The organism is Variovorax sp. P1_H12_2 (assembly GCF_056405335.1).
In genome coordinates this window covers 1-24,513 of sequence record NZ_JBFUCI010000040.1, presented here as the reverse complement: position 1 = coordinate 24,513, position 24,513 = coordinate 1, and the positions used below count along the sequence as shown (strand labels likewise).

Genomic DNA, 24,513 nt, shown 5'->3' with positions numbered 1-24,513 from the left:
ATGGCGAACAGCGGCTCGACCCCGTCCGGCGCGGCGAGCGCGCAGCGGTGCAGTGCGAAGTGGGCTGTGCGCGCCACGGTGGCACCTGCGAGGACGGCCTGGAACTGCGCGCGGGTCTTGAGCCGCTGCATGGAAGCCAACCGCGGGACGCCGTCGGACGGTGAGGGCGGCAGCGGGTCGACTGGCAACGGTGCCGGCGCGCCTTAGACGGCCAGGCGCTTGCGGCCCTTGGCGCGGCGTGCGTTGATCACGGCGCGGCCACCGCGGGTCTTCATGCGGACCAGGAAACCGTGGGTACGGGCGCGGCGGACTTTGGAAGCTTGATAAGTGCGTTTCATGATGATTTTCCTGATTCACCGGCAAGGCCGGCGTGTGAGCCTCCGGGTCCCGAAGGCCGTCGGCGCGATTCCTAAGTTTCTTAATTAGTCCTTGGCCGGAGAGGCCCCTGAGGCCCCCCCTGAGGCCCCCAGATACACGGACATACCCCGAAACACACAAAGAGGTTTTGAGGGAAACCCGCGATTATCGCAAAGTTTCGTCCGCGCCACAATCACCGGCGCCGATCCGGGCCTCTTCGACGACCGCCGAAACGGTGTGGATAAGGTTTTGACAAGTTAGAATCGACGGCGCATCGCGGGTGCGACTATCCACAATATCAAGACGAGAGATGGCTGAGGGACAAACCACTTTTCAGAGCACCCATGCCGAGTGACGGCATCGGCGACAGCCTCTGGCAGGCCTGTGTCGACCAGCTCGCACAGGAGCTGTCCGAACAGCAATTCAACACCTGGATCAAGCCACTGACCGCACGGGTCGCGGACGATCTTTCGCGGGTCACGATCTTCGTGGCCAACCGCTTCAAACTCGACTGGATCCGGGCCCAGTACGCCGGCAAGATCGCCGCCATGGCGGAGAAGCTCTACGGTCAGCCTGTGATTATCGAGTTAGCGCTCGCTCCTCGGGAAATCGTTGTCAGGCCTGTATCGATGGCCGTGATTTCCGAAACCGACGTGCCGCGCGACCTGCCCGCGCCGGGCGAGGATCCGGCGGCTGCGGCTTTCAAGAACCGGCTGAACTCCGGCCTTACTTTCGACACCCTGGTGGAAGGCACGGCGAACCGCATGGCGCGCGCCGCCGCCATGCACGTGGCCGGCATGCCGGGCCACCTCTACAACCCGCTTTTCATCTATGGCGGCGTCGGCCTGGGCAAGACCCACCTGATGCACGCGGTGGGTAACCGCTTGCTCGCCGACCGGCCGGACTCCAAAGTTCTCTACATCCATGCGGAGCAATTCGTTTCGGATGTGGTCAAAGCCTATCAGCGCAAGACTTTCGACGAGTTCAAGGAGCGCTACCACTCGCTCGATCTGCTGCTGATCGACGACGTCCAGTTCTTCGCCAACAAGGATCGGACGCAGGAAGAGTTCTTCAACGCCTTCGAAGCCTTGCTGGCCAAGAAGTCGCACATCGTGATGACCAGCGACACCTATCCCAAGGGTCTGGCGGATATTCACGAGCGGCTGGTTTCGCGCTTCGATTCGGGTCTGACAGTCGCGATCGAGCCGCCCGAGCTCGAGATGCGCGTCGCGATCCTGATCAACAAGGCGCGTGCCGAGAGCGCCGAGATGCCTGAAGAGGTGGCCTTCTTCGTTGCCAAGAACGTGCGCTCCAACGTGCGTGAGCTCGAAGGCGCGCTGCGCAAGATCCTGGCCTACTCGCGCTTCAACCAGAAAGAGATCTCGATCGCGCTGGCGCGGGAGGCGCTGCGCGACCTGCTGTCGATCCAGAACCGGCAGATCTCGGTCGAGAACATCCAGAAGACGGTGGCCGACTACTACAAGATCAAGGTCGCCGACATGTACTCGAAGAAGCGGCCGGCCTCGATCGCCCGGCCGCGCCAGATCGCGATGTACCTGGCCAAGGAACTCACGCAGAAAAGCCTGCCCGAGATCGGCGAGCTGTTCGGTGGCCGCGACCACACGACGGTGCTGCACGCGGTGCGCAAGATCTCGGGCGAGCGCCAGCAGCTCACCGAGCTCAACCAGCAGTTGCACGTGCTGGAACAAACCCTCAAAGGCTGACCGGTGAGCGCCCTGTACAGAAGCGCTGCGGCCTGTCAAAGGACAACTCTGTGGACAGTTCCGGTGCAAAAAGGCACTTGTCCACAGGCTGGAGATACGGCCCGAAGTTGTGCGCTTTGGCGCGACAGCAAAAAAGCACGGCTGCGCACAGCCGGCCGGCTGCCGCAAGTGCCTGTCACGAAAGCGGAAAATGCTCCTGTCCACAGCGCAGCGCGTCCCTTATCTACTACTACTAATTTGAATTAAAGAAATAAAGAAGAGGTAAGACAATGATCGTTTTGAAGGCTACACAAGACAAAGTCCTCGCGGCGCTGCAATYGGTGGCGGGGATCGTGGAGCGGCGCCACACGCTGCCCATCCTGGCCAACGTGCTGATCCGCAAGACCGGCGGCCAGATCCAGCTGACCACCAGCGACCTCGAGATCCAGATCCGGACCCAGGCCGAGCTTGGCGGCGACGAGGGCAACTTCACGACCACCATCGGCGCGCGCAAGCTGATCGACATCCTGCGCACCATGCCGGCCGACCAGACCGTGAGCCTCGAATCCAGCGCCAGCAAGCTGGTGCTCAAGGGCGGCAAGAGCCGTTTCACGCTGCAGTCGCTGCCGGCCGAGGACTTTCCGCTGGTCCAGGAAGCGGCCAATTTCGGCCCGGTCTTCAGCGTGCCGCAAAAGACGCTCAAGGACCTGCTCGGCCAGGTGTCGTTCGCGATGGCGGTGCATGACATCCGCTACTACCTCAACGGCATCCTGTTCGTCGCCGAGGGCAAGCAGCTGAGCCTGGTGGCGACCGACGGCCACCGGCTGGCCTTCGCCTCGGCCATGCTCGACGTCGAAGTGCCGCGCCAGGAAGTGATCCTGCCGCGCAAGACCGTGCTTGAGATGCAGCGCCTCTTGTCCGACGCCGAAGGCGCGATCGAGATGCAGTTCGCGAACAACCAGGCCAAGTTCAGCTTCGGCGGCATGGAATTCGTCACCAAGCTGGTCGAGGGCAAGTTCCCCGACTACAACCGCGTGATTCCGAAGACCCACAAGAACACGGTCACGCTGGGCCGCGCGCCGCTGCTGGCCAGCCTGCAGCGCACCGCGATCCTGACCAGCGAGAAGTTCAAGGGCGTGCGGCTCAACATCGAGCCCGGCACCCTGCGCATTGCCTCGAACAACGCCGAGCAGGAAGAGGCGCAGGACGAGCTCGACATCGACTACGGCGGCGACACGATCGAGATCGGCTTCAACGTCACCTACCTGATCGATGCGCTGGCCAACATGAGCCAGGACATGGTGAAGCTGGACCTGGCCGACTCCAACAGCTCGGTGCTGATGACGATTCCCGAGAATGCGTCGTTCAAGTACGTCGTCATGCCAATGAGGATTTAGCACACCCCCAGGTTGGCTCACTTCGTGTAGCCGCCCACCCCCTTGCAGGGGGCGATACCAGCGGCCCGGCGAAGCCGGTTCCGCGGTATCTCCCGAACAGACGGTGCCCAGCCAGGCGCCAGACAGAAAGACAGTGATGAGCGAAGAAAACAAGCCGGAAGTGCCGCACACCGAGCCGGTTTACACCCCTGAAATCGACAGCGCGATTCCGATCGAGGTGATCCCGGCCGACACGACCTACGGTGAAGGCTCCATCACGATCCTCGAAGGGCTGGAGGCCGTGCGCAAGCGCCCGGGCATGTACATCGGGGATACCTCCGACGGCACCGGGCTGCACCACCTGGTGTTCGAGGTGGTCGACAACTCGATCGACGAGGCACTGGCGGGGTATTGCGATGACATCGTCGTGACCATCCACACCGACAACTCGGTCTCGGTCACCGACAACGGCCGTGGCATCCCGACCGGCGTCAAGATGGACGACAAGCACGAGCCCAAGCGCTCGGCAGCCGAGATCGCGTTGACCGAACTGCACGCAGGCGGCAAGTTCAACCAGAACAGCTACAAGGTCTCGGGCGGCTTGCACGGCGTGGGCGTGAGCTGCGTCAACGCGCTGAGCAAGATGCTGCGCCTGACGGTGCGGCGCGAGGGCAAGGTCCACACGCTGGAGTTCAGCAAGGGCTTCGTGCAGAACCGCATCGTCGACGTCGTCAACGGCGTCGAGGTCTCGCCGATGAAAGTCACGGGCGAGACCGAGAAGCGCGGCACCGAGGTGCACTTCCTGCCCGACTCGGAGATCTTCAAGGAAAACGCGGATTTCCACTACGAGATCCTCAGCAAKCGGCTGCGCGAGCTGAGCTTCCTGAACAACGGCGTGCGGATCCGCCTGCTCGACGAGCGTACCGGCAAGTCGGACGATTTCTCGGGCGCCGGCGGCGTCAAGGGCTTCGTCGAGTTCATCAACAAGGGCAAGACCGTCCTGCACCCGAACGTGTTCTACGCCGCCGGCGAGAAGCCCGCCGAGACCTACGGCGGCATCCCCGGCACCCACATCGGCGTCGAAGTCGCGATGCAGTGGAACAGCGGCTACAACGAGCAGGTGCTGTGCTTCACCAACAACATTCCGCAGCGTGACGGCGGCACCCATCTGACCGGCCTGCGCGCCGCGATGACCCGGGTCATCAACAAGTACATCGAAGAAACCGAGCTGGCCAAGAAGGCCAAGGTCGAGGTCACCGGCGACGACATGCGCGAGGGCCTGTGCTGCGTGCTGAGCGTGAAGGTGCCCGAACCCAAGTTCTCGAGCCAGACCARGGACAAGCTGGTGTCGAGCGAGGTGCGCGCGCCGGTGGAAGACATCGTCGGCCGGCTGCTGTCCGACTACCTGCAGGAGCGTCCGAACGACGCCAAGATCATCTGCGGCAAGATCGTCGAGGCGGCGCGGGCGCGCGAAGCGGCGCGCAAGGCGCGCGAGATGACGCGCCGCAAGGGCGTGCTCGACGGCATGGGCCTGCCGGGCAAGCTGGCCGACTGCCAGGAAAAGGACCCGGCGCTGTGCGAGGTCTACCTGGTGGAGGGCGATTCCGCCGGCGGTTCCGCCAAGCAGGGCCGCGACCGGAAGTTCCAGGCCATCCTGCCGCTGCGCGGCAAGATCCTGAACGTCGAGAAGGCGCGCTACGAGAAGCTGCTCACCAGCAACGAAATCCTGACCATGATCACGGCGCTCGGCACCGGCATCGGCCGGGCCGGCGCGACGACCTCGGGCGGCGGCGCCGACGACTTCAATGTCGCCAAGCTGCGCTACCACCGCATCATCATCATGACCGACGCCGACGTCGACGGCGCCCACATCCGCACGCTGCTGCTGACCTTCTTCTATCGGCAGATGCCCGAGTTGGTCGAGCGCGGCCACATCTACATCGCCCAGCCGCCGCTGTACAAGGTCAAGGTCGGCAAGGAAGAGCAGTACCTCAAGGACGGGCCGGCGCTCGACGCCTTCCTGCTCAAGGTGGCGCTGAAGGACGCCAGCGTCGCCACCGGCGGCGCGAGCCCGACGACCCTCAGCGGCGACACGCTGGCTGAACTGGCGCGCAAGCACCAGCTCGCCGAGGCCGTGATCGCGCGGCTCGGCGTGTTCCTCGATGCGGCAGCGCTGCGCGCCATCGCCGACGGCGTCTCGCTCGACCTCGACACCACCGCCAGCGCCGAGGCCTCGGCCGTGGCGCTGCAGAACAAGCTGCGCGAACTCAACACCACCGGCGCGCCGGCCGACGTGTCGAGCGAATTCGACACCCGTACCGACAAGCCGCTCCTGCGCATCAGCCGCCGCCATCACGGCAACATCAAGAGCAGCGTGCTGACGCAGGACTTCGTCCATGGCGCCGACTACGCGGCGCTGGCCGAGGCCGCCAAGACCTTCCGCGACCTGCTGGGCGAGGGCGCCGTGGTCAAGCGCGGCGAAGGCGAGCGCGCCAAGGAGGAAAAGGTCAACGATTTCCGCGAAGCGATGCGCTGGCTGATCGGCCAGGCCGAGAACGCGACCGCGCGCCAGCGCTACAAGGGGTTGGGCGAGATGAACCCCGAGCAGCTGTGGGAAACGACGATGGACCCGGCGGTGCGCCGGCTGCTGCGGGTGCAGATCGACGACGCGATCGAGGCCGACCGCGTGTTCACGATGCTGATGGGCGACGAGGTCGAACCGCGGCGCGCGTTCATCGAGCAGAACGCGCTCAGGGCCGCGAACATCGACGTTTGAGCGTTCAGCTGCGGCGTTCGGCCGAGGCGGTCAGCGCCACCCGGCCGGGCGTCCGCCCGAGTCCGCCCACGACCCCCGCAGCCACCAGCACCAGCGCGCCGCTCAGCAGCATCGCGGTCGAGATGCCCCAGCCGTCGACCGCGAGGCCACCGAGCAGGGCGCCGGAGGCGATCGCCACCTGGAAGCCGCTGACCAGCAGCGCCTGGCCGGCTTCGGGTGCATCGGGCACGGCTTCCATCATCCAGCCGGTCAGTGCGACCGGGATCATGCCGAAGGCGACGCCCCAGGTGATGACCACCGCAGCGCCGGCCACGAAGCCGCTGCCCACCACCGTCGACAGCAGCAGCGCGGTGGCCAGCAGCACGGCCGCCAGCAGCGCGGCGGAGCGCACGTTGCGCGCGACCAGGCTGCCGCCGATGAAGGTGCCGACGAAGCCGACCGCGCCGTAGGCCAGCAGCAAGGCCGTGACCGGGCCCGAGCCCAGTCCGAAGACCTGCTGCAACAACGGCTTGAGGTAGGTGTAGGCCGCGAAGTGCCCGGCGACCAGGAACAGCACGGCCAGCAATCCGACCTGCGCCATGCGCCGGGTCAGCGGCGTGAGCAGGTCGCGCGGCCGGATGGCGCGGGCCGGCGGCATCGCGGGCAGCAGCCAGATCTGCACCGCGAGCACGATCGCCGCCAACCCGCCCGTGACACCGAAGGCCGCGCGCCAGCCGGCCAGCGTGCCGACCAGCGCCCCGGCCGGCACGCCGAGCACGGTGGCCACCGAAACGCCGGCGAGCACCAGCGACATGGCGCGCGCCTGGGAGCCCGGCGCCACCAGTTGCGTGGCGGCGCTCGGCGCGAAGGTCCAGAAGCCGCCGACGCACAGGCCCAGCATCARCCGGGCCACCAGCATGGTCGTGAAGTCGGGCGCGAAGGCGGCCAGCAGGTTGGAAGCGACCAGCAGCGCCGTGAGCGCCACCATGACGGTGCGGCGGTCGAGGCGGCCGGAAGCGACGATCAGCGCCGGTCCGGCGAAGGCGGCGAGCACCCCCGGCATCGTGACCATCAGGCCGGCCGTGCCGTCGCTGACCTGCAGGCCGGCGCCGATGTCGGTGAGCAGGCCGATCGGCAGGAATTCGGTCGTGACCATCGCGAAAGTGCCGACGGCGATGGAGCCAACCGCGAGCCAGGCGGCGCGCGACGAATCGGCGACGGGGGCCGACGTATCCGCGCAGGGGGAGCAGGGTGCGTTCATGAGGGCGACAGAAAGCGGCTTGGGCGCGGCTTCCGGAGCTTTGTTGCGAGGTCATCGAGTCTGGCCGTGGATCGCAGGCCCCGAAGCGTCGCGCGGAACATCTCAATTTCCGGTTCGCCAACAATGAAAACCGTCGGTTGTCATGCGTTTTTCGTTCTTTGTGCGTCTCGGCGGCGCCACTGCGTGTAAACGCTATTCCTAGCCCGACTCTTGCTAAGGAGAATTGCCGGCGAGCAATCGCCATTCATGAGCAAGGACAGCAGAGCAATGACCCCGATCCGGTTTTGGCGGCCCGCAGCGGCCCTGGCGATCCTCGGTGCATTCACTTCGGCGCAGGCGTTGACGAATCCGCCGATCCGAATTGCCCAGGGCATCGAATACATGTGCGGCGGCAAGAGCAGCGCCGAGGCGAGCTTCATGGAGACGGTGGCGCCGCGCTGGGCCGCGACCCTGGAGTTCGCGGTCAGCCGCGGCAAGCCGGGCCAGTTTCCGAGCGACGTGAAGGTCGTGGTTCGCGAGCGCTATTCCGGCCGGCTGGTGATGGAGGCGGCCACCGGCGCACCGATCATGCTGGCACGGCTCGACCCCGGCGCCTACGAGGTCGAGGCCACGCTGGCCGGGATCACGCTGCAGCAGCCGCTGACCGTGTTCAACGGCTTGAGCACGAAGGCCGTGTTCGTCTGGCCCTCGAACGTCGATTTCGCCGCCGCGATGGGTCTCCCCCGCGCCGAACAACAAGCCTCCGTCAGGTAAACCGGACCTGCGGCTGGCGCCCCCGGCAAGGGGCCTTGAACGCGGAGCGATCGCTCCCACATGAAGAGGCCGGGCTCTGCCCGTCTTTCTGGGCCCCGATGCCGTTTCGCCCCCTCATTCTTCTCACCACGCTGTTGCACGTCTACATCGGGCTGCGGCTGTGGCCGGCGCTGGCGGGCCTGCCGTTCGCGCAGCCTGCGCTGCTGGCGGCGCTGTTCGTGTCGGCCTCGACCATGCCGCTGCCTTTTGTCGGCATGCGTTCCGACAGACCGCAGTTCGGCGACGTCTGGAAGTGGATCGGACTCATCAGCATGGGCYGGTTCTCGTCGATGATCCTGCTCACGCTGTTGCGCGATGCGGGTCTGCTGCTCGGTTGGCTCGGCGCGGCCGCTTCGGGTGCGACCGTCGACTGGGCGCGTTGGGGTGTCTGGAGCGCCGCGGCCGTGCCGCTGGTGGCGAGTGCGACCTCTCTGGTCGGCTTGCTGAACGCGCGGCGCACGGCGGGTGTGGTGCGGGTCGACGTGCCGATCCGCGACCTGCCTTCGGCGCTGAACGGTTTCACGATCGCGCAGCTCAGCGACATTCACGTCGGGCCGACGATCAAGCGCGGCTACATCCAGCGCATCGTGAATGCGGTCAACGCGCTGGGTGCCGACATGGTCGCGATCACCGGCGACCTGGTCGACGGCACGGTGGCCGAACTGCGCGACCATATCGCACCGCTGCAGCAACTCAAGGCACGGCACGGCACCTTCGTGGTGACCGGCAACCACGAGTACTACGCCGGCGCGCATGCCTGGATCGAGGAGTTGCGCCGGCTCGGCCTGCGCGTGCTGCTCAACGAGCACGTGGTGCTGCAGACGCGCAACGTGAAGGGCGCCCAGACCGACGAGGAAGTGCACGAAAGCGCGCTGCTGGTGGCGGGCGTGACCGACTACACGGCGGGGCATTTCGATGCGGCGCATGCGAGCGACCCCTATGGCGCCCTGTTCGACGCGCCGCCGCTGGTGCACACGCGGGTGCTGCTGGCCCACCAGCCGCGCAGCGCGCCGGACGCCGCGGGCGCCGGCTACCACCTGCAGCTCTCCGGTCACACGCACGGCGGCCAGTTCTTCCCATGGAACCTGTTCGTGCCGTTGCAGCAGCCTTTCACGGCCGGCCTGCACAAGCTGCAGGAGATGTGGGTCTACACCAGCCGCGGCACCGGTTACTGGGGCCCGCCCAAACGCTTCGGCGCCCCGTCGGAGATCACCTTGTTGCGGCTGGTGCAGGCTTGAGCCCCCACGCTCCGTCACTTCGTGTACTCGCTGCCCCCCAAGGGGGAAGCAGCAGGCCGCCCGTCCGTGCGAAGCGCGGACTTCGCCGCGCTGGCGGCCCGGCGCCGGCCTGACCTTCAGGCTGCTGCCGGCTTGATGTTGCGCGCGCTGCCGAGCAGCGTGGCGCAGAGCGTTTCGTTGCCGTCGGCATCGACCGCGAACACGTCGGCCGCGCAGACGGTGAGCAGCTTGCCGGCGCTGACCACGCGGCCCCTGGCGCGCAAGGCCGCGCCGACGGCGGGCGCCACCAGCTTCAGCGTGGCGTCGACGGTCGCGTTGATCCAGCCCTCGGGCAGCATGCTGCCGGCAGCACCGACCGCGGCGAAATCGGCCACGGCGAAGACCGGCGTGGCCTGGAGCTGGCCGGGGCGGAAGGTGAAGGCTTCGGCGATCGGGATCTCGAGCTCGACCTCGCCGCGGGCGAGTCGGATGAAACGCAGGCCCAGCGTGCGCGCCATCGGCATCGCGAGCACGGCGCGTTCGAGCTGCTGGAGGTGGGAGGGGGTCATTTCCTGTCCTTTCGAGCGGCCGTCTTCGGCCAGGGGGTGGGGGGCCGGGTCCGGGCGCGTTGCCGGCGGTCCTGCTCGCGCAACCAGGATGCGTGTTCGAGAACCTGGCTGCGCTGCGCCTGCAGTTCGGTGATCTGGCGCTCCAGCGCGTTGGCGCGGTCCTGCAGCGCCTCGGTCATGGTGGCGATGCTCAGGCGGCCGGCGCGATAGGCCGGCAGCAGCTCTCCGATGGCCTGCAGCGAGAAGCCGATGCGCCGCGACATGGCGATGAACACGACTTCGCGGCGCATCGATTCCGGATAGTCGCGGTAGCCCGACGCCGTGCGTGCCGGCAGCAGCAGGCCCATCCGCTCGTAGTGGCGAAGCGCATGCACCGTGACGCCGGCGCGTTGGGCGAGTTCGGAAATCCGCATGTGCGAAGGCTAGCAAGCCTCGCGTTGCACGAAGCTTGGGGCGGCCGGATTTATTCTCGGCCCGGCGTCGCTTCAGGGTTCGGCGCCGGCCGCGAGGACCCGAAGTGTCGGCGTGTCGGGGGCTCTCTCAGGCCTGCTCGGCGAAGAGCCGGCGCGCATTGGAGGTCGCCTTGGCGTGGATCGGCTTGAGACCGCGTTGCGCGATGCGCGCGCTCGCGCTGGACAGTTGGCTCACCGCCTCGGCCGAACGGGCAGCGGCGCTGCCGAAGGCTTCGGCATGGCCCACGGCTTGGGCCGTGGTGGTGCTGGTGGCCAAGGAAAACAGGGCCGCGCCGCTGCTCAACCAGTGCTTCACGGCGCGATTCACCAGCGCGAACTGGGTGGTGTGCAGCTGGTTGGCCATGGCGGCCCCCGATTCGCTCGCCGCCGCGAGCTTTTCGTGGCTCATGAGCTGGAATTCGGCGAGATCGACCTCGCTCGGCAGGAGCCCGGCCTTCGCCATGCGCTCGGTGCGCATCTGGATCACCGAGCCGGACGACAGCAGCATCTCGTGGGTCTTCAAGGCCACGTCGACCCACAGCATGAGCGGGTTGAAGAAGCGCGGCGAAGAGAAGCTGGGAGTCATGGAGGTCTTTGGACGGTATTCGTGGGGCTGATCCGACTATAGACCTCCAGGCCGCTTTTTGCTGCACTGCAGCATCGAATAGGGGTTCCCGTCCTACCCCTCGGCTGGGTGAAATCTCGAGACATGTCGCACACAAGCTTTGCGATGCTTGTTACATTCGCTTTTAAAACGCAAGCCTAGACCTATGACCAACATGCTGCGCTGCCTCAAGCTGCTGCCGTGTGCAGGATGCCTGTCGCTTTCCCTCGCTGCCACAGCGGCGCCGCAGGACAGCGCGCCGGGCATCTACATCGATCTCGGGCAGGGTGTCCATAGCAATGACAACACCGATTCGCTGACGCTCGGGGCGGTGGTGCCGTGGACGCATTGGCCGCAGATCCAGGGCGGCGCCGTGTCGTTCTATTGGGATTTCTTCGTGAGCCAGTGGCGCGCCCCGCGCCCGCACGGCGGGGACAAGCGCAACTACACCCAGCTCGGCGTGATCGCCAACTGGCGCTATCGCTTCGACCAGGGCGATTCGCCCTGGTTCGTCGAGGCCGGCATCGGCGGGACTGTGATGGACCAGCTCTACCGCACCGTCGACCGGGAGTTCAGCACCACCTTCCAGTTCACGGAACAGTTCGGCGTCGGGCGCAGCTTCGGCGGCCAGGGCGAGCACGAGCTGTCGCTGCGGCTGCAGCATTTCTCGAATGCCGCCATCAAGTCGCCGAACCCGGGCGAGACCTTCGTGCGGGTGCGCTACCTCTATCGCTTCTGATCACCGTCAGTCGCTGCACCGGCGCGGCGCAGCTTTCTGACACGCCACTCGGTGGCCACGACGGCCAGCGCGGCGAGAGTCAGTGGCACGAGGTAGTAGATCGCCCGGTACGCGAGCAGGGCGCCCAGCAGCGTGCCCTGCGGCAGCCGGTGCCCGAGCAGCGCCAGGAAGACCGCCTCCAGCACACCCAGTCCGCCCGGCACGTGGGTGATGACACCCGCCACCGCGGCGACCAGGAACACCGCGAGCACTTCCGGRTAGGGCAACTGGTGCAGCAGCAGCAGCCAGACGACGCCGCCCATCAGCGACCAGTTGGCGGCCGAGAGCAGGAGTTGAAGCAGCGCCATGCGCAGCGACGGCGTGTCGAGCTCGTGGCCGCGGATGCGCCAGGTGTGCTCGCGCGCGATGGCGCAAAGGCCCAGGTAGGCGATGCCCGCGACCAGCAGCAGGGCGCCCAGGATGCGCAGCCCCTCGCCGTCCAGTCGCCATTCGGGCGGCAGCGTCATCGGCCAGAAGCAGAACACCGCGCCGGCGAGCACCAGGTAGCCGATCCAGTTGGTCAGCATGCTGAAGCCGAGCAAGCGCGTGATCGTGGCGTTGTCCAGGCCGAGGCGCGAGTAGAGCCGGTACCTGAAAGCGACGCCGCCGATCAGCGCGCCGAGGTTGAGGTTGAAGGCGTAGCTGATGAAGGTGACGCGCATCACCACGCGAGTGCCGAGCCGGTGGCCGGTCATGCGTCGGCCGAGGAGGTCGAAGGTGCTGTAGAGCAGGTGGCTGCAGCCTGCGAGTGCGCCGGCTGCGAGCAGCGCGGGTAGCGGGATGTCGTGCAGCGCGTCGAGCACCTCGCCCCAGTCGATCGTGCGGGCCTGGCGCACGATGAGTACGAGCACGACCGCGAAGAAGAGCCAGGCGGCGATCCGCCGCAGGCGCGCCCAGGGTCCGGCTGCCTTCGGCCACGGTGGCGCGGCGTCGCCCGCAGCGGGCCGGCGGGCCATCATGCCCTGTCCGTCCGGGTGGCGCTGGCGTCTTTCGGCTCGGGCGTCTCGAGCGGCTCCAGCCGCGGCGCATGGCGCGGCAGCCAGCCGACCCAGGAGGGATACCAGCGCAGCAGGTGGAAGACGAAGAAGCTGCGCACCAGCCGCCAGCCGCTCCATTCGCCCAGGTCCGAGGCCTGGACCCGCTTGCACTTGTTCCGCATCAGCGTATCGAGCCGCTCCCACAGCGCCTGGTTGAAGGATCGGTCGCGAACGATCACGTTCGCTTCGAGGTTCAGCGACAGGCTCAGCGGGTCCAGGTTGCTCGAGCCGACGGTGCTCCAATCGTCGTCCGCCAGCGCCACCTTGCCGTGCAGCGGGCGCTCGCAGTACTCGTAGATGCGCACGCCGGCGTGCAGCAGGTGGTGGTAGAGCAGGCGGGCTGCCGCCTTCGCGATCGGCATGTCGGGCTCGCCCTGCAGGATCAGCCGGACATCGACCCCGCGCCGCGCGGCGCGGCGCATTTCCTTGATCATCCGGTAGCCGGGGAAGAAGTAGGCATTGGCGATCACGATGCGATGCCGCGCACTGCGGATGGTGGCGAGGTAGTGGCGCTCGATGCCGTTCGTGTGGCGGCGGTTGTCGCGGGTCACGAACTGCGCTGCGGCCTCTCCCGCCGGCGCGGTGTTGTCGTGCACGGCGGCCTTGAGCCGGCGCCGGTACCAGCCCGGGCCCTTGCCGCCGATCGCGATCGCTTGCAGCACGAAGCGATGGATCTCCGAGACGATCGGACCGGCGAGCTCGACCGCGTAGTCCTGCTTGGCCTTGGGGCCGAAGTCGAGCAGGTGATCGGCCGAATAGTTGATCCCTCCGACGAAGGCGAGCGCGCCGTCGATGACCGCGATCTTGCGGTGCATGCGCCGCAGGACGTTGAACCGCTGGCCGAAGAAGCGCCGGCCCGGATCGAACACCCGCACCTGGACACCCGCGGAGGTCAGCCCGCGGATGAAGCCGGGCGACAGCGAGGGCGAGCCGAAGCCGTCGATCATCAGGTCGACTTTCACGCCGCGCGCAGCCGCCGCGCGCAGGGCGGCGTGCAGTTGCTCGCCGACCTTGTCCTCGAACAGGATGAAAGTCTCGACGACGACCTCGCGCCGGGCCTCGCGGATGGCTTCGAACACGCGCGGGAAGAACTGCTCGCCGTTCTCCAGCARTGCGACGCGGTTGCCTTCGGTCCAGCGTCGGCCGGCGGCCCGGGTGTCTTCGGCGTAGCCGCTCACAGCGCGATCTCCGCCACCAGCGGCGTATGGTCCGACAGGTGAGACCAGGGCTTGCGCGGCAGCACGACCGGCGAATGCGCGCTCGCGTTGCGCACGTAGATTCGGTCCAGCGGCAGCATCGGAAAGCGCGCGGGAAAGGTCCTCGCGGCGCTGCCGTTGGCCTGCACGAACACTTCGCGCAGCAATGCGCCCTGCGCGAGGATTTCGTGCGCGCGGCCGCGCCAGTCGTTGAAGTCGCCGGCCACGATCAGCGGCGCATCCGGCGGCACCTCGTCGCGCACGATATGGCACAGCAGCTCAAGCTGCTGCGTGCGGTGCGCTTCGGCCAGCCCGAGGTGGGCGCAGATCGCGTGGACGTCGATCGGCCGTGCCGGCAGCCGCAGCACGCAATGCAGCAGGCCGCGCTTCTCCGGACCGGCGATCGAAATGTCATGGTTGCGGTAGTGGACGATCGGAAACTTCGACAGCACGGCGTTGCCGTGGTGCCCCCTGGGGTACACCGCGTTGCGGCCATAGGCGAACTGCGGCCACATGGTGTCGGCCAGGAACTCGTAGTGCGGCGCCTCGGGCCAGTTGTCGATTTTGCGCGAATGGCGCGAGTGGGTGCCCAGCACTTCCTGCAGGAACACCACATCGGCGCCCACCGTGCGTACCGCCTCGCGCAGTTCCGGCAGGATGAACTTGCGATTCAGCGCCGTGAAGCCCTTGTGGGTGTTCACGGTCATGACCTTGAGCGAGGTCGAAGAGGCCGCCGCGACGGCCGAATGGGAGGTGGGCTTCACAGCCTTCGTTGTAAGCCCGAGGCTGTGCCGCGGCTGTAGGAACGCACCACCTTCTTCGCCGGCTTGTGCGGGACGGGCAGCGTCCTGACCGCTTCGCCGTCGACGTCTGCGGCGACCCTAGGTAAAAGCCCCCGGCGCGCGAGCGCCGGGGGCTTGGTTCCGCATGGGGCCGTATCAGCTCTTGGCGGGCGGCGGGGCGGAATGATGGCGATGCCCGCCAGGGCCGCCGTGACCCTCGTGCGCACCGAAGCGAGGCATCGATTCCGCATCGAAGGTCTTCTGCTGCTCCGGCGTCAGCGTCGCGTAGAAGCTGCGCGTCGCATCGGCCCGCTTGGCGAACATCGCGCTGCGCTCGGCCTGGCGCGCCTGCATGCGGTCGAGGCGCTGCGGTGTCGTCAGCTTGGCGAACTCGGCGCGTTCGGCATCGGCTTGACCCATGGGACGGGCCGGCCGCTGCTGGGCCGCCGTGAAGCTGCTCCAGCCGCCTTCCTGGGCCGGCGTGAGCTTCAGCTTTTCCTTCAGCGCCGCGAGGCGCTTGGCGTGCTGCGCCTGCATGCGCTCCAGGCGCTGGGCGTGGTCGGCGCGGTCGTGGGTCGGCTTGGCCGGGGCTTGTGCGCCGGTCTGCGCCTCGGCGGCCGGCGGCGGCGTCACCGGGGCCTGGGCGAAGGCACCCGAGCAGGCGAAGGTGGCGGAGGCCAGCAAGCCGGCCAGGAGGAATTTCTTGCGGGACGGGATCATGACAGTGCTTCCTTTCGAAGAAGCCCGCCGCCGATGGGCAGCAGGTGAAGCCAAGTGTGGCGACCGCATGTATCGCGACCGTGAGCCCGGGGTTAGCGCGGGTAAAGATAGATGAAGGCGCTGCGCCGCGTTGCCAGCGGCGGCGGCGGTCCAGGGCGCGTGCGTTTCGGCGCGCCTCAGCCCAGCTTGCCGCTCTGGAAGTCGTGCATCGCCTGGGTGACCTGCTCGCGCGTGTTCATCACGAAGGGGCCGTACTGGGCGATCGGTTCGTGCAGCGGCTTGCCGGCGATCAGCAGGGCGCGTGCCGGACTGTGGTTGGACGCCGGCGCACGCAGTACGGCGCCGTCGCAGCCCGGCTCGTTGGCGAGGATCGCCATGCGCTTGGTCGGGATCTCGCTGTTGCCGATGTAGAGCGACTCGCGAAAGACATAGACCAGCGCGTTGTGGTCGTCCGGCAGCGGCTGGGCGAATTCGGCACCGGGAGGCAGTTCGATGTCGAGGTAGAGCGGCTCGGTATGTTCGCGCTGCATCGCACCCTTGACGCCGTGGCTGTGGCCCGCGATGACACGCACGTGCGCACCGGACGGGGTGATGAATTCGGGGATCTCGGGGCTCTGGATGTCGCGATACCAGGGCTCCCGCATCTTGTCCCTGGCCGGCAGGTTGAGCCAGAGCTGGAAGCCTTCCATGAGGCCTTCTTCCTGCTCGGGCAGTTCGCTGTGCACCAGTCCGCGGCCGGCGGTCATCCATTGCACGCCGCCGTTCGAGAGCAGGCCTTCATGGCCCGCGCTGTCGCGGTGGCGCATGCGCCCCGAGATCATGTAGGTCACGGTTTCGAAGCCGCGGTGCGGGTGGCTCGGGAAGCCGCCGATGTAGTCCCCGGCGTTGTCGCTGCCGAAGGCATCGAGCATCAGGTAGGGATCGAGCCGCTGCTGCAAGGGTTGGTGCAGCACCCGCGTGAGCTTGACGCCATCGCCGTCGCTGGTCGAGACGCCGGCGACGATCTGGTCGATGCCTCGCGGCCGGGCGAGCGACGCCGGTTCGACCGCGTGGGTGGGGTGGGCGTGGGAGGGGTGGCTCATGGCGGCATGGTGGCACGGTTGAGGCGACCGCGCCGCTGGTGGGGCTGTAGCAGACAGACACCGGCCGGTCAGCCCAGCGCCTCGAGTTCCCAGGACACGCTCTGCCAGGCCACGCCGAATCCCGCGGCGGCGGCGGGCGCCGTGCCGGTCCGGATGGCCTCGAGCGCCCACGCGCCGCCTGCGCTCACGCTGTCGATCAGTGGCACCGGAACCGAACCGGCGATGTCGGCGGCGATGCCGGCCAGGGCGGCGCCGCCGAGGATCACGGCCCGCGCCTGGAAGCGCAGCGCGGCCTCGCGGCAGGCCTCGGCCAGCAGGGCGCGGGCGCCGGCGGGGTCCTCGGCGAGTTGGGCGCCGGTCGGCGCCACCGTGTGGATGCCGGCCAGCGAGGCCGAGCAGCCGAGCGAGGATGCCAGCCGCCCGAGCATCGGCCGCCAGCGTTCGCCGCCGGTCACGATGGCGAAACGGCCGTGCCGTGTCGCCGCCGCGAAGGCGGCTTCGGCCAGGCCGCCGACCGGCACGCCGGCGCCGTCGCGCAATGCGAACAGCCCCGGGTCGCCGAAGCAGCCGATCAGGATGGCATCGGGCCGCTCGCCGTGCGCGTGTGCCGCGGCCCAGGCGTCGAGCACCGCGTGCTGCGCCACCGCGTAGGTGGCCTCGCTGGCGATGTAGGGGGCGCCGAAGCGGGCGGTGACCGTACGGACGCTCGCCGCGCTGCCGAGTTGCGCCTGCAGATGCTGCTGCAGGAGGACGCTCACCGCGGCGGAGGTGTTCGGGTTGATCACCAGCAGACGGGTCATGGGCGGGCCTGCATCAGCGTGCGCGCTTCGCGCGTGGGCGCAGCAAGGCGGCGGTTCCCAGCGCGAGCGCCATCACGGCGAAGGACACGACGGTGGTCACCGTGCCGAGCGCGTAGATCGATGGCGTGGTCACGGTGGAGGTCAGCGCCTGCAGCTCGAGCGGCAGCGTGTTGACATCGCCGATGGCTTGCGAAGTGCGCGCGATCTCGTCCCAGCTCAGCGTGAAACCGAACATGCCGATGCCGACCACCGATGGCCCGATCAGCGGCAGAACGACGTGCAGAAAGCTCTGCCACGGCGTCGCGCCGAGGTCGCACGCGGCTTCCTCGTAGGCGGGATTGAAGCGGTTGAAGACCGCGAACATGATCAGGAGACCGAAGGGCAGCGTCCAGGTCAGGTGGGCGCCGAGCGCCGAGGTGAGGAGCCCGAGCGCGGTGCCGTAGTTCTCGAGCGTGCCGGTGGCACCCAAGGCGCCGAGTGCGCCCTTGAGGCCACTGTCGAGCAGCCGGAACTGCAGGCCGATGCCCAGCGACACGATGATCGACGGCATGATCAGGCTCGCCACGGTGACGAAGAACAACGCGTTGCCGCCCTTGAGCCGCTTGCGGAAGGCCAGGCCGGCCAGGACCGACAGCAGCACGGTGCACAGCATCACCACCGCACCGAGCATCAGCGAGCGCCCGAAGGCGGCGCCGATGTCGACGGTGCCCAAGCCTTCGGCGAGCTTGCGGAACCAGTGCAGCGAGACGCCGCGCAGCGGAAAGGTGAGGCCGCCCTCGGGGCCCTGGAAGCTCAGCACGAAGATCGTGATCATCGGGCCGTAGAGGAAGACCACGAACAGCGCGAAGATGATCGCCAGGGGCCAGTATCCGGGGCTGCGCTGCTCACCGATCATTTTCGCTCCCCCGGCGCGCCCCTGGTCCAGAGTTGCCGTGGAACCGGCTTTGCCGGGCCGCAGGCGACGCCCCCTGCAAGGGGGTGGGCGGCTACACGAAGTGAGCCAACCTGGGGGTGTTTCATAGTTCTTTGCGGATGTCGACGAGGCGCATGAGTCCCCAGATGATCATCAGCACCACCGCCAGCAGGATCATCGCGTTGGCCGCCGCCAGCGGGAACTGCAGGTAGGAGGTCTGGACCTGGATGATCTTGCCGACCGAGGCGATCTGCTGGCCGCCCATCACGCCGATGGTGACGAAGTCGCCCATCACGATCGTGATGACGAAGATCGAGCCGATCAGGATGCCGGTGCGCGACAGCGGCACGATCACGTTCCACAGCGTCTRCCAGCCCGAAGCGCCCGAGTCGCTGGCGGCTTCGAGCAGCGAGCGGTCGATGCGCATCATCGAGTTGAAGATCGGCACGATCATGAACATCGTGTAGAGGTGCACGAAGGCCAGCACCACCGAAAAGTCCGAGAACAGCAGCCACTCGACCGGCGTGTCGACCAGGCCCATGCCCATGAGTCCCTGGTTCACCAGCCCGTTGCGCCCCAGCAGCGGCACCCACGAGATCATGCGGATGACGTTGGAGGTCCAGAACGGCACGGTGCACAGCACGAACAGCAGCGTCTGCATGCCCGGCGAGCGCACGTGGAAGGCCAGGAAGTAGGCCACCGAGAAGCCGATCAGCAGCGTGATGCCCCAGACCAGCAGGCAGAACTTGAGCGTGCTGATGTAGGTCGACAAGGTGACGCAGAAGTCGCCGTTGTCGGTGAGGTGCGAGCAGCCTTCGAAGATGCTCAGGTAGTTGCGCGGCGAGACCGCCGGGATCAGCTCGTACTCGTTGAAGTCCCACAGGCTGACCATCGCGATCAGCGCCAGCGGGATCAGGAAGAACAGCAGGAACACGAGCCCGAACGGCGCCGCCTGCCACCAGGCCTTGATGGGTTTGGTGGGCGGCGATGTGGCGCGGCCAATGGCGGCAGGTGCACTCATGAATGAAGTGGAAGGTGGAGTGTTTCCTCAGGCGAGCAACGCGAAGCCCGTTGGTGGGACACCGCGGAACCGGCTTTGCCGGGCCGCTGGTGTCGCCCCCGGCAGGGGGTGGGCGGCTACGCGCAGTGAGCCAACCTGGGGGGCGAGCTCATGCCGCCACGAACTCGTTCCATTTCTTTACCATGTACTCGTTCTCGTCCATCACCGCGTTCCAGCACGCGATGCCGCCCATGCGCTCCTCGTAGCTGCCGCCGTCGCGCAGCGCGCCGGCCTTGGCGATGACGTCGCCCTGCGGGCTCTTGATGTCCTGCGTGGCGGGCTTGCCTTCCATCCAGTAGGCCCACTCGTAGGGCTCCATCTTGGCCTTGGCGGTTTCCAGCACGGCGCTGTAGTAGCCCTGGCGGTTCAGGTAGGCACCGGCCCAGCCGTCGAGGAACCAGTTGATGAATTCGTACGCGCCGTCGAGTTTCTTGCCCGACAGCGTGGCCGGCAGGCCGAAGCCCGAAGCCCAGGCGCGATAGCCTTCCTTGAGCGGCTGGAAGGTGCAGGCGATGCCCTTGCTGCGCACCGCGGTCACGGCCGGCGACCACATCGACTGGATCACCACCTCGCCCGAGGACATCAGGTTGACCGACTCGTTGAAGTCCTTCCACAGCGCGCGGAACTGGCCCGCCTTCTTCGCTTCGATCAGGGTCTTGATCGTCAGGTCGATCTCGGCCTTGGTCATGTTGCCCTTGTCGGCGTACTTGTGGATGCCCTTGGCCTCCACCACCATCGCCGCGTCCATGATGCCGATCGAGGGGATGTTGAGGATCGCCGCCTTGCCCTTGAACTCGGGGTTCAGCAGTTCGGCCCAGGAGCCGATCGGGCGCTTGATCAGGTCGGGCCGGATGCCCAGCGTGTCGGCGTTGTAGGTGGTCGGGATCAGCGACATGAACTGCGTCGGCGTCTTCGAGAAGGCCTTGCTCTTCTCGCCCTCGAGGAAGATCACCTTGATCGGCGCCGTGCCCTGGTCGCCGACCTTTTTCCCCGCGACCTCGCCCTTGGTGAACAGCGAGGTGATCTTGTCGGCGTTCTTCACGCGCCGCGTGTCGATGCCCTTGAGGTTGCCGGTGGGCACGATCTTCTTCAGCGAGAAGTATTCGGTGTCGATCAGGTCGAAGCTGTTCGGCGCGGTCACGGCGCGCTTGGTGACGTCGTCGGTGGTGACGGCCACGTACTGGATCTCAATGCCGGTGTCGGCCTTGAATTTCTCGGCGATCGCCTTGTCCTGGTTGACCGCGGTGCCGAGGTAGCGCAGCACGATCTTCTCCTGCGCATGGATGGCCGGGAACACGCCCGCCGCGAGGATGCCCGCGGTGCCCTGCAGGAGCGTGCGGCGCTGCACGCCGGTGGAGGGGGTTTCGATCTTTTTGGACATGGGAGGTCTCCTGGAAGGCGGTGGTGAAGAAAGTGAAGGAACCGAAATGCGGGGGCGTGCGTGGCGGGCGCTGTCACGCCGCCATTGCCGCCAGGGCCGCCATCGGCGCGCGCCCGGCAGGCGGCGTGCCGCCACCACGTGCTTCGGGGCGCGTGGCGCCGGGGCCCAGCGTCCGCGCGTCGGCCTCGGCCCACGAGAGGCGCACGCTCTCGCCGACCCCGTGGTTGCGGGCGGCGAAGTCCTTCTCGGTCAGCAGCACCGAAACGCTGCTGAACTCCGGGCGCACGCCCGTGAGGCGCAGGCCCAGCAGCACGTAGGTGCCCTGGTACTCGACATCGGTCACGTGCGCGGGCAGGCCGGTGTCGCCGCCGACGGCGCCCGCGGGCGCGATCCGCATGTGGTCGTTGCGCACCGCGACCAGCCCGTCGTCGAGCGCGAACACGTTGTGGCCGCCCATGAAGCGGGCCACGAATTCGCTGGCCGGATGGTTGTAGACCTCGTGCGGCGAGCCGACCTGCTCGATCAGGCCGTTGTTCATCACCACCATGGTGTCGGCCAGTGCCATGGCCTCCTCCTGCGAGTGCGTGACGTGGATGAAGGTGAGGCCGAGCTCCTTCTGCCAGCGGCGCAGCTCCGCGCGCATCTGGATCCGCAGGAAGGGGTCGAGCGCCGACAGCGGCTCGTCGAGCAGCAGCACGCGGGGTTCGGTGATCAGGGCCCGCGCCAGCGCCACGCGCTGCTGCTGGCCGCCCGACAGCTCGCCCGGCTTGCGCTCGGCCAGGTGCCCCATCGCGACCCGTTGGAGCAGGTTGGCCGCGCGCTTGTGGCGTTCGGTCTTCGAGACGCCCTTCATCTTGAGGCTGAAGGCGACGTTGTCGAGCGCCGACAGGTGCGGGAACAGCGCGAAGCTCTGGAACATCATCGCGGTGCCGCGCGCCGCGGCCGGCAGGTTCGTGATGTTGCGGTTGTCCAGCAGGATGTCGCCGCCGGAGGCCGACTCGTGGCCCGCGACCATGCGCAGCGTGGTGCTCTTGCCGCAGCCCGAGGGGCCCAGCAGGCAGCAGTAGCTGCCGCTGGCGATGCGCAGGTCGATCTGGTCGACCGCGGGCGGGGCGCCGGCGGCGTAGCGCTTGCTCAGCGCGACGATTTCAACGGCTGCGGGCGGGGGGGCGGAGACAGCATCCATTGCGGATGCCATCGCAAGACATGTGCCAGCGAACCGGCGTGCCGCCGGCCTGTCGCCGCGCCGAGTTGGTGCGTGCCGCGGGCCGTGTCAGGGTGGTGGTGCGAAGCGGGCCGCGACCACGCTGCGCAGCAGGGCGTCGCGCTGCGGCTTGCTGATGCCGCGCACGCCTTCGGCCACCCACTTGGCGCGGTCGACGTTGATGTTTCCATCCGCCTGCCACTTGCGTACCGCGGCGGCCGGGTTGTTCAGCATGGCGGCCAGCCAGACCGCCTGCGCCGGCTCGAGATTGCGCGCGGAGCGCTTGAAATAGGTGCGCGCCGCCTTTTCGGCGCCGCAGATCTGGGCGCCCCAGGGCGCGTTGTCGAGGTAGAGCTGCAGGATGCGCGCCTTGCCCAGCGTCTGTTCCATCTCGACCGCGTAGAGCAGCTCGCGCAGCTTGCGGTCGGCGCTTTGCTCGCCGCCCGTCACCAGCATCTTGGCGAGCTGCTGGGTCACGGTGCTGCCGCCGCGCTCGGCCTTGGCGGCCTTCTGGTTGATTTCGAGCGAGGCCGTCAGTTCGACGATGTCGTAGCCCGGATGGGTGAAGAAGCGCTGGTCTTCGGCCGCGATCACGGCGCGCGCCAGCCAGCTCTCGTTGCCGAGCCGGCTCGGTGCGCCGCAGCTGCTGCTGCGCGCGTTGGCGATCGCCTCGGTGCCCAGGCCTTCGACCGTGAAGTCGGCGATGCGCGGCTGCAGCGTGAAGGTGCCGGCGGGCAGCACCACCTGGGCGTTCAGTGCCAGGGTGCCGCCGATGCGGGCGCGTTGCAGCTCCGCCAGGCCGGGCACCAGCGCCGCGTACCAGCGCACGATGGGCGTTTCGGGCACATGGATGTCGATCGTCAGGGCCTTCTGCGACAGCCGGCCGTTCCAGCGGGCATGCAGGATGCCGTCGTCGCTGGCGCCTGCCGTCGTCGCCAGCGGTCCGGGCGGCGCGGCCTCGAGCACGCCGCCGAGCGTGCCGGCGTCGCGGCGCACCGTGCCCCGCAGGCTGTCGAGCCGGATCGGCTGGCTGCCCAGCGCCGGCACCGTGGCACTGCAGGGCGCGCAGCGGAGTTCCAGGGTTTCGGTCGCCGCGTTCCAACCGAACCGGACCGGGCCGTGGGCGGTGTCCAGCGTTCGGCCGGCCAGCCAGGGCGCGAACCAGGTCGAGGTGGCCAGGCGGATCGCGGTCGGTACGCCGACATCGATCGCCACCGGGCCGGCCTGGATGCGTGCCGGCCACTCGTCGGGCCCGGGCGCCAGCGCCAGCCTGAGGATCAGGAACACCGCGACCGCCGCAGTCAGCACCAGGGCCAGGGTCGCGAAAAGCAGGTAAACCAGCGCTTTTTTCAGCAAATCACTCTCACTCTGTCAATGTTCCATCACGCCATCGCGTGACCCGCGACACCTGAAACCGGCGCAATCCGACACCAGGGATACCGCGGAACCGGCTTTGCCGGGCCGCTGGTATCGCCCCCTCGAGGGGCTGAGGTCCGCGGCTCCAAGTCTGCCTGCGCAGGCTTGGACGGACCCGAAGAGCCGCTGCCTCTGGCAGCGACTCGGGGCGCCGCAGGCGCTTCGGGGGTGTTTCCATGCATCATTCGATCGGTCTCGCCAGGGTCACAGCTTGCCACGGGCCGCTCGAGCGGCCGCTGGCCGCCGCCCAGTACCAGGCTGAAGTGTCGGTGAAAGCATCGCCCGCGGCGTCGACGATGCGCTCGCAGACCCGGATTTTTTGCCTGGCACCGCGTTCGGCGACGAAACAACGCCACAGTCGTTCGTGCAGGTCGCGCTCCAGACGGGCCTGGGCGATGCCGTAGCCCAGGGCGCGGTAGCAGTCGGCAGCCGGATGCAGCATGCGGGTCGGGGCATTCACCTGGCGCAGCACCAGCACCTGCTCGCCGTCGGTCAGGCGCGCGATGGCGCCTGGAAAGCGTTCGGCGAAGCGGCGTTCGACGGCGCTCATCGCCAGCGGCCGCAGCGGCGCACCGTCCCACTCGCTGGGCCATTCATGGAAGACGCTGGCGGCAGCGCCCGGCGTCGATCGATGCAGCGCCGAGCTGCCCGACCAGGCCAGGCAGAGCAGCATCGCGAGCGCGAACACCGCCTTGTGCAGGATGCGGTGCACGAAGCGGTTGGCGAAGCAGCGCTCAAGCAGCGGGACGGCCATGGCGGTCTCCTCGGGAAGTGGTCATCACCCATGCAATGCCGCCGCAGACGCCGGCCAGCAGCACCAGGCCGAAGGCATCGTGCAGCCAGGCCGCGGGCGCATGGCCGGTGGCTTCGAGCGCCACCAGCACGCTGTTGCGCACGATGTTGCCGGCCAGCACCAGCAGGCCGACGGCCGGCAGCCGTGCCAGGAAGCGCCGGTCGTCGCGCCGGGCCCAGAGCGCGACCACGCAGGCCGTGAAATAGCCGAGCCAGACCATCTGCACGCCCGAGCAGGGTGCGTCGACGATGACCAGCTGGCCTTC

General features: G+C 67.8%; 24 protein-coding genes and 1 pseudogene. 6 read left to right on the top strand and 19 right to left on the bottom strand.

The window, feature by feature from the left end:
* Window positions 1-131: pseudogene (locus AC1D2K_RS06885) on the bottom strand (ribonuclease P protein component); the annotation flags it as partial.
* Between the two features lie 72 nt (window positions 132-203).
* Window positions 204-338, bottom strand: coding sequence for a 50S ribosomal protein L34 (gene rpmH / locus AC1D2K_RS06880; protein ID WP_007834827.1), 135 nt, complete (start codon window positions 336-338; stop codon window positions 204-206).
* A 363-nt stretch (window positions 339-701) separates the two neighbouring features.
* On the opposite strand from rpmH, the gene dnaA reads away from it, so the two are divergent.
* From dnaA to gyrB, 3 genes are all read left to right on the top strand, one after another.
* Complete coding sequence (dnaA, locus tag AC1D2K_RS06875; RefSeq protein WP_478087383.1) at window positions 702-2,081, top strand: chromosomal replication initiator protein DnaA; 1,380 nt, start codon at window positions 702-704, stop codon at window positions 2,079-2,081.
* A gap of 269 nt (window positions 2,082-2,350) precedes the next feature.
* Window positions 2,351-3,457, top strand: a complete 1,107-nt coding sequence (gene dnaN / locus AC1D2K_RS06870; RefSeq protein ID WP_478087382.1) for a DNA polymerase III subunit beta — start codon at window positions 2,351-2,353, stop codon at window positions 3,455-3,457.
* A 136-nt stretch (window positions 3,458-3,593) separates the two neighbouring features.
* Window positions 3,594-6,212 (top strand): DNA topoisomerase (ATP-hydrolyzing) subunit B, encoded by a 2,619-nt coding sequence (gene gyrB / locus AC1D2K_RS06865; RefSeq protein WP_478087380.1) that lies wholly within the window; start codon window positions 3,594-3,596, stop codon window positions 6,210-6,212.
* A 4-nt stretch (window positions 6,213-6,216) separates the two neighbouring features.
* Here the strand turns inward: gyrB and AC1D2K_RS06860 are convergent, their stop codons facing one another.
* Window positions 6,217-7,452 (bottom strand): MFS transporter, encoded by a 1,236-nt coding sequence (locus AC1D2K_RS06860; protein ID WP_478087378.1) that lies wholly within the window; start codon window positions 7,450-7,452, stop codon window positions 6,217-6,219.
* Between the two features lie 267 nt (window positions 7,453-7,719).
* Here AC1D2K_RS06860 and AC1D2K_RS06855 point away from each other — a divergent pair, with 267 nt between their 5' ends.
* Window positions 7,720-8,205 carry a hypothetical protein gene (locus tag AC1D2K_RS06855; protein WP_478087376.1) on the top strand — a complete coding sequence of 162 codons (486 nt, stop codon included), beginning with the start codon at window positions 7,720-7,722 and terminating at the stop codon, window positions 8,203-8,205.
* A 98-nt stretch (window positions 8,206-8,303) separates the two neighbouring features.
* Entirely contained in the window at window positions 8,304-9,482 is a 1,179-nt protein-coding gene (locus AC1D2K_RS06850; RefSeq protein WP_478087375.1) for a metallophosphoesterase, read from the top strand.
* A 116-nt stretch (window positions 9,483-9,598) separates the two neighbouring features.
* Here AC1D2K_RS06850 and AC1D2K_RS06845 read toward each other — a convergent pair whose 3' ends face one another.
* The 3 genes from AC1D2K_RS06845 to AC1D2K_RS06835 all read right to left on the bottom strand — a co-directional run bounded on the left by AC1D2K_RS06845 (window position 9,599) and on the right by AC1D2K_RS06835 (window position 11,068).
* Complete coding sequence (locus tag AC1D2K_RS06845; RefSeq protein WP_478087374.1) at window positions 9,599-10,030, bottom strand: PaaI family thioesterase; 432 nt, start codon at window positions 10,028-10,030, stop codon at window positions 9,599-9,601.
* Window positions 10,027-10,443: a MerR family transcriptional regulator gene (locus tag AC1D2K_RS06840; RefSeq protein WP_478087372.1), complete on the bottom strand. Its 417-nt coding sequence runs from the start codon at window positions 10,441-10,443 to the stop codon at window positions 10,027-10,029. The genes AC1D2K_RS06845 and AC1D2K_RS06840 overlap by 4 nt, the downstream gene beginning before the upstream one ends.
* Before the next feature lie 127 nt (window positions 10,444-10,570).
* A complete protein-coding gene (locus AC1D2K_RS06835; RefSeq protein ID WP_478087370.1) occupies window positions 10,571-11,068 on the bottom strand; it encodes a polyhydroxyalkanoate granule-associated phasin in 498 nt (165 codons plus the stop codon).
* A gap of 184 nt (window positions 11,069-11,252) precedes the next feature.
* Between AC1D2K_RS06835 and AC1D2K_RS06830 the strand changes: the two genes are divergently transcribed.
* Window positions 11,253-11,825 carry an acyloxyacyl hydrolase gene (locus AC1D2K_RS06830; protein WP_478087368.1) on the top strand — a complete coding sequence of 191 codons (573 nt, stop codon included), beginning with the start codon at window positions 11,253-11,255 and terminating at the stop codon, window positions 11,823-11,825.
* Here AC1D2K_RS06830 and AC1D2K_RS06825 read toward each other — a convergent pair.
* The 13 genes from AC1D2K_RS06825 to AC1D2K_RS06765 all read right to left on the bottom strand — a co-directional run.
* Window positions 11,813-12,820, bottom strand: a complete 1,008-nt coding sequence (locus AC1D2K_RS06825) for a lysylphosphatidylglycerol synthase domain-containing protein (RefSeq protein ID WP_478087386.1) — start codon at window positions 12,818-12,820, stop codon at window positions 11,813-11,815. The two genes, AC1D2K_RS06830 and AC1D2K_RS06825, sit on opposite strands and share 13 nt — an antisense overlap.
* A complete protein-coding gene (gene clsB / locus AC1D2K_RS06820; RefSeq protein ID WP_478087366.1) occupies window positions 12,820-14,079 on the bottom strand; it encodes a cardiolipin synthase ClsB in 1,260 nt (419 codons plus the stop codon). Before clsB ends, AC1D2K_RS06825 begins: the two co-directional genes overlap by 1 nt.
* Window positions 14,076-14,804 carry an endonuclease/exonuclease/phosphatase family protein gene (locus tag AC1D2K_RS06815; protein ID WP_478087384.1) on the bottom strand — a complete coding sequence of 243 codons (729 nt, stop codon included), beginning with the start codon at window positions 14,802-14,804 and terminating at the stop codon, window positions 14,076-14,078. Before AC1D2K_RS06815 ends, clsB begins: the two co-directional genes overlap by 4 nt.
* Window positions 14,805-15,035: 231 nt before the next feature.
* The gene (locus tag AC1D2K_RS06810; protein WP_478087364.1) at window positions 15,036-15,599 is read right to left on the bottom strand and encodes a Spy/CpxP family protein refolding chaperone; all 564 of its coding nucleotides are present in this window, start codon (window positions 15,597-15,599) and stop codon (window positions 15,036-15,038) included.
* 176 nt (window positions 15,600-15,775) lie between these two features.
* Entirely contained in the window at window positions 15,776-16,681 is a 906-nt protein-coding gene (locus AC1D2K_RS06805) for a pirin family protein (RefSeq protein WP_478087362.1), read from the bottom strand.
* 68 nt (window positions 16,682-16,749) lie between these two features.
* Window positions 16,750-17,481, bottom strand: a complete 732-nt coding sequence (locus AC1D2K_RS06800) for an aspartate/glutamate racemase family protein (protein WP_478087360.1) — start codon at window positions 17,479-17,481, stop codon at window positions 16,750-16,752.
* Window positions 17,482-17,494: 13 nt separating this feature from the next.
* On the bottom strand, window positions 17,495-18,376 hold the full coding sequence (locus AC1D2K_RS06795) for an ABC transporter permease (protein ID WP_478087358.1): 882 nt from the start codon (window positions 18,374-18,376) through the stop codon (window positions 17,495-17,497).
* Window positions 18,377-18,497: 121 nt separating this feature from the next.
* Window positions 18,498-19,415, bottom strand: a complete 918-nt coding sequence (locus AC1D2K_RS06790) for an ABC transporter permease (protein ID WP_478087356.1) — start codon at window positions 19,413-19,415, stop codon at window positions 18,498-18,500.
* Between the two features lie 148 nt (window positions 19,416-19,563).
* Window positions 19,564-20,835, bottom strand: coding sequence for an ABC transporter substrate-binding protein (locus AC1D2K_RS06785; protein ID WP_478087355.1), 1,272 nt, complete (start codon window positions 20,833-20,835; stop codon window positions 19,564-19,566).
* Between the two features lie 73 nt (window positions 20,836-20,908).
* Window positions 20,909-22,021, bottom strand: a complete 1,113-nt coding sequence (locus AC1D2K_RS06780; RefSeq protein ID WP_478087354.1) for an ABC transporter ATP-binding protein — start codon at window positions 22,019-22,021, stop codon at window positions 20,909-20,911.
* 87 nt (window positions 22,022-22,108) lie between these two features.
* A complete protein-coding gene (locus AC1D2K_RS06775) occupies window positions 22,109-23,395 on the bottom strand; it encodes a biosynthetic peptidoglycan transglycosylase (RefSeq protein WP_478087352.1) in 1,287 nt (428 codons plus the stop codon).
* Window positions 23,396-23,636: 241 nt separating this feature from the next.
* On the bottom strand, window positions 23,637-24,209 hold the full coding sequence (locus tag AC1D2K_RS06770; RefSeq protein ID WP_478087351.1) for a hypothetical protein: 573 nt from the start codon (window positions 24,207-24,209) through the stop codon (window positions 23,637-23,639).
* A partial coding sequence (locus AC1D2K_RS06765; RefSeq protein WP_478087350.1) for an archaeosortase/exosortase family protein occupies window positions 24,190-24,513 on the bottom strand: 324 nt, incomplete at its 5' end. The genes AC1D2K_RS06765 and AC1D2K_RS06770, both read right to left, overlap by 20 nt.

Coding starts and splice junctions, on each gene's coding strand:
- rpmH (WP_007834827.1), bottom strand. CDS start 338: ATGAAACGCACTTATCAAGCTTCCAAAGTCCGCCGCGCCCGTACCCAC.
- dnaA (WP_478087383.1), top strand. CDS start 702: ATGCCGAGTGACGGCATCGGCGACAGCCTCTGGCAGGCCTGTGTCGAC.
- AC1D2K_RS06855 (WP_478087376.1), top strand. CDS start 7,720: ATGACCCCGATCCGGTTTTGGCGGCCCGCAGCGGCCCTGGCGATCCTC.
- AC1D2K_RS06845 (WP_478087374.1), bottom strand. CDS start 10,030: ATGACCCCCTCCCACCTCCAGCAGCTCGAACGCGCCGTGCTCGCGATG.
- AC1D2K_RS06840 (WP_478087372.1), bottom strand. CDS start 10,443: ATGCGGATTTCCGAACTCGCCCAACGCGCCGGCGTCACGGTGCATGCG.
- AC1D2K_RS06835 (WP_478087370.1), bottom strand. CDS start 11,068: ATGACTCCCAGCTTCTCTTCGCCGCGCTTCTTCAACCCGCTCATGCTG.
- AC1D2K_RS06830 (WP_478087368.1), top strand. CDS start 11,253: ATGACCAACATGCTGCGCTGCCTCAAGCTGCTGCCGTGTGCAGGATGC.
- AC1D2K_RS06815 (WP_478087384.1), bottom strand. CDS start 14,804: ATGACCGTGAACACCCACAAGGGCTTCACGGCGCTGAATCGCAAGTTC.
- AC1D2K_RS06810 (WP_478087364.1), bottom strand. CDS start 15,599: ATGATCCCGTCCCGCAAGAAATTCCTCCTGGCCGGCTTGCTGGCCTCC.
- AC1D2K_RS06805 (WP_478087362.1), bottom strand. CDS start 16,681: ATGAGCCACCCCTCCCACGCCCACCCCACCCACGCGGTCGAACCGGCG.
- AC1D2K_RS06800 (WP_478087360.1), bottom strand. CDS start 17,481: ATGACCCGTCTGCTGGTGATCAACCCGAACACCTCCGCCGCGGTGAGC.
- AC1D2K_RS06795 (WP_478087358.1), bottom strand. CDS start 18,376: ATGATCGGTGAGCAGCGCAGCCCCGGATACTGGCCCCTGGCGATCATC.
- AC1D2K_RS06785 (WP_478087355.1), bottom strand. CDS start 20,835: ATGTCCAAAAAGATCGAAACCCCCTCCACCGGCGTGCAGCGCCGCACG.
- AC1D2K_RS06780 (WP_478087354.1), bottom strand. CDS start 22,021: ATGGATGCTGTCTCCGCCCCCCCGCCCGCAGCCGTTGAAATCGTCGCG.
- AC1D2K_RS06770 (WP_478087351.1), bottom strand. CDS start 24,209: ATGGCCGTCCCGCTGCTTGAGCGCTGCTTCGCCAACCGCTTCGTGCAC.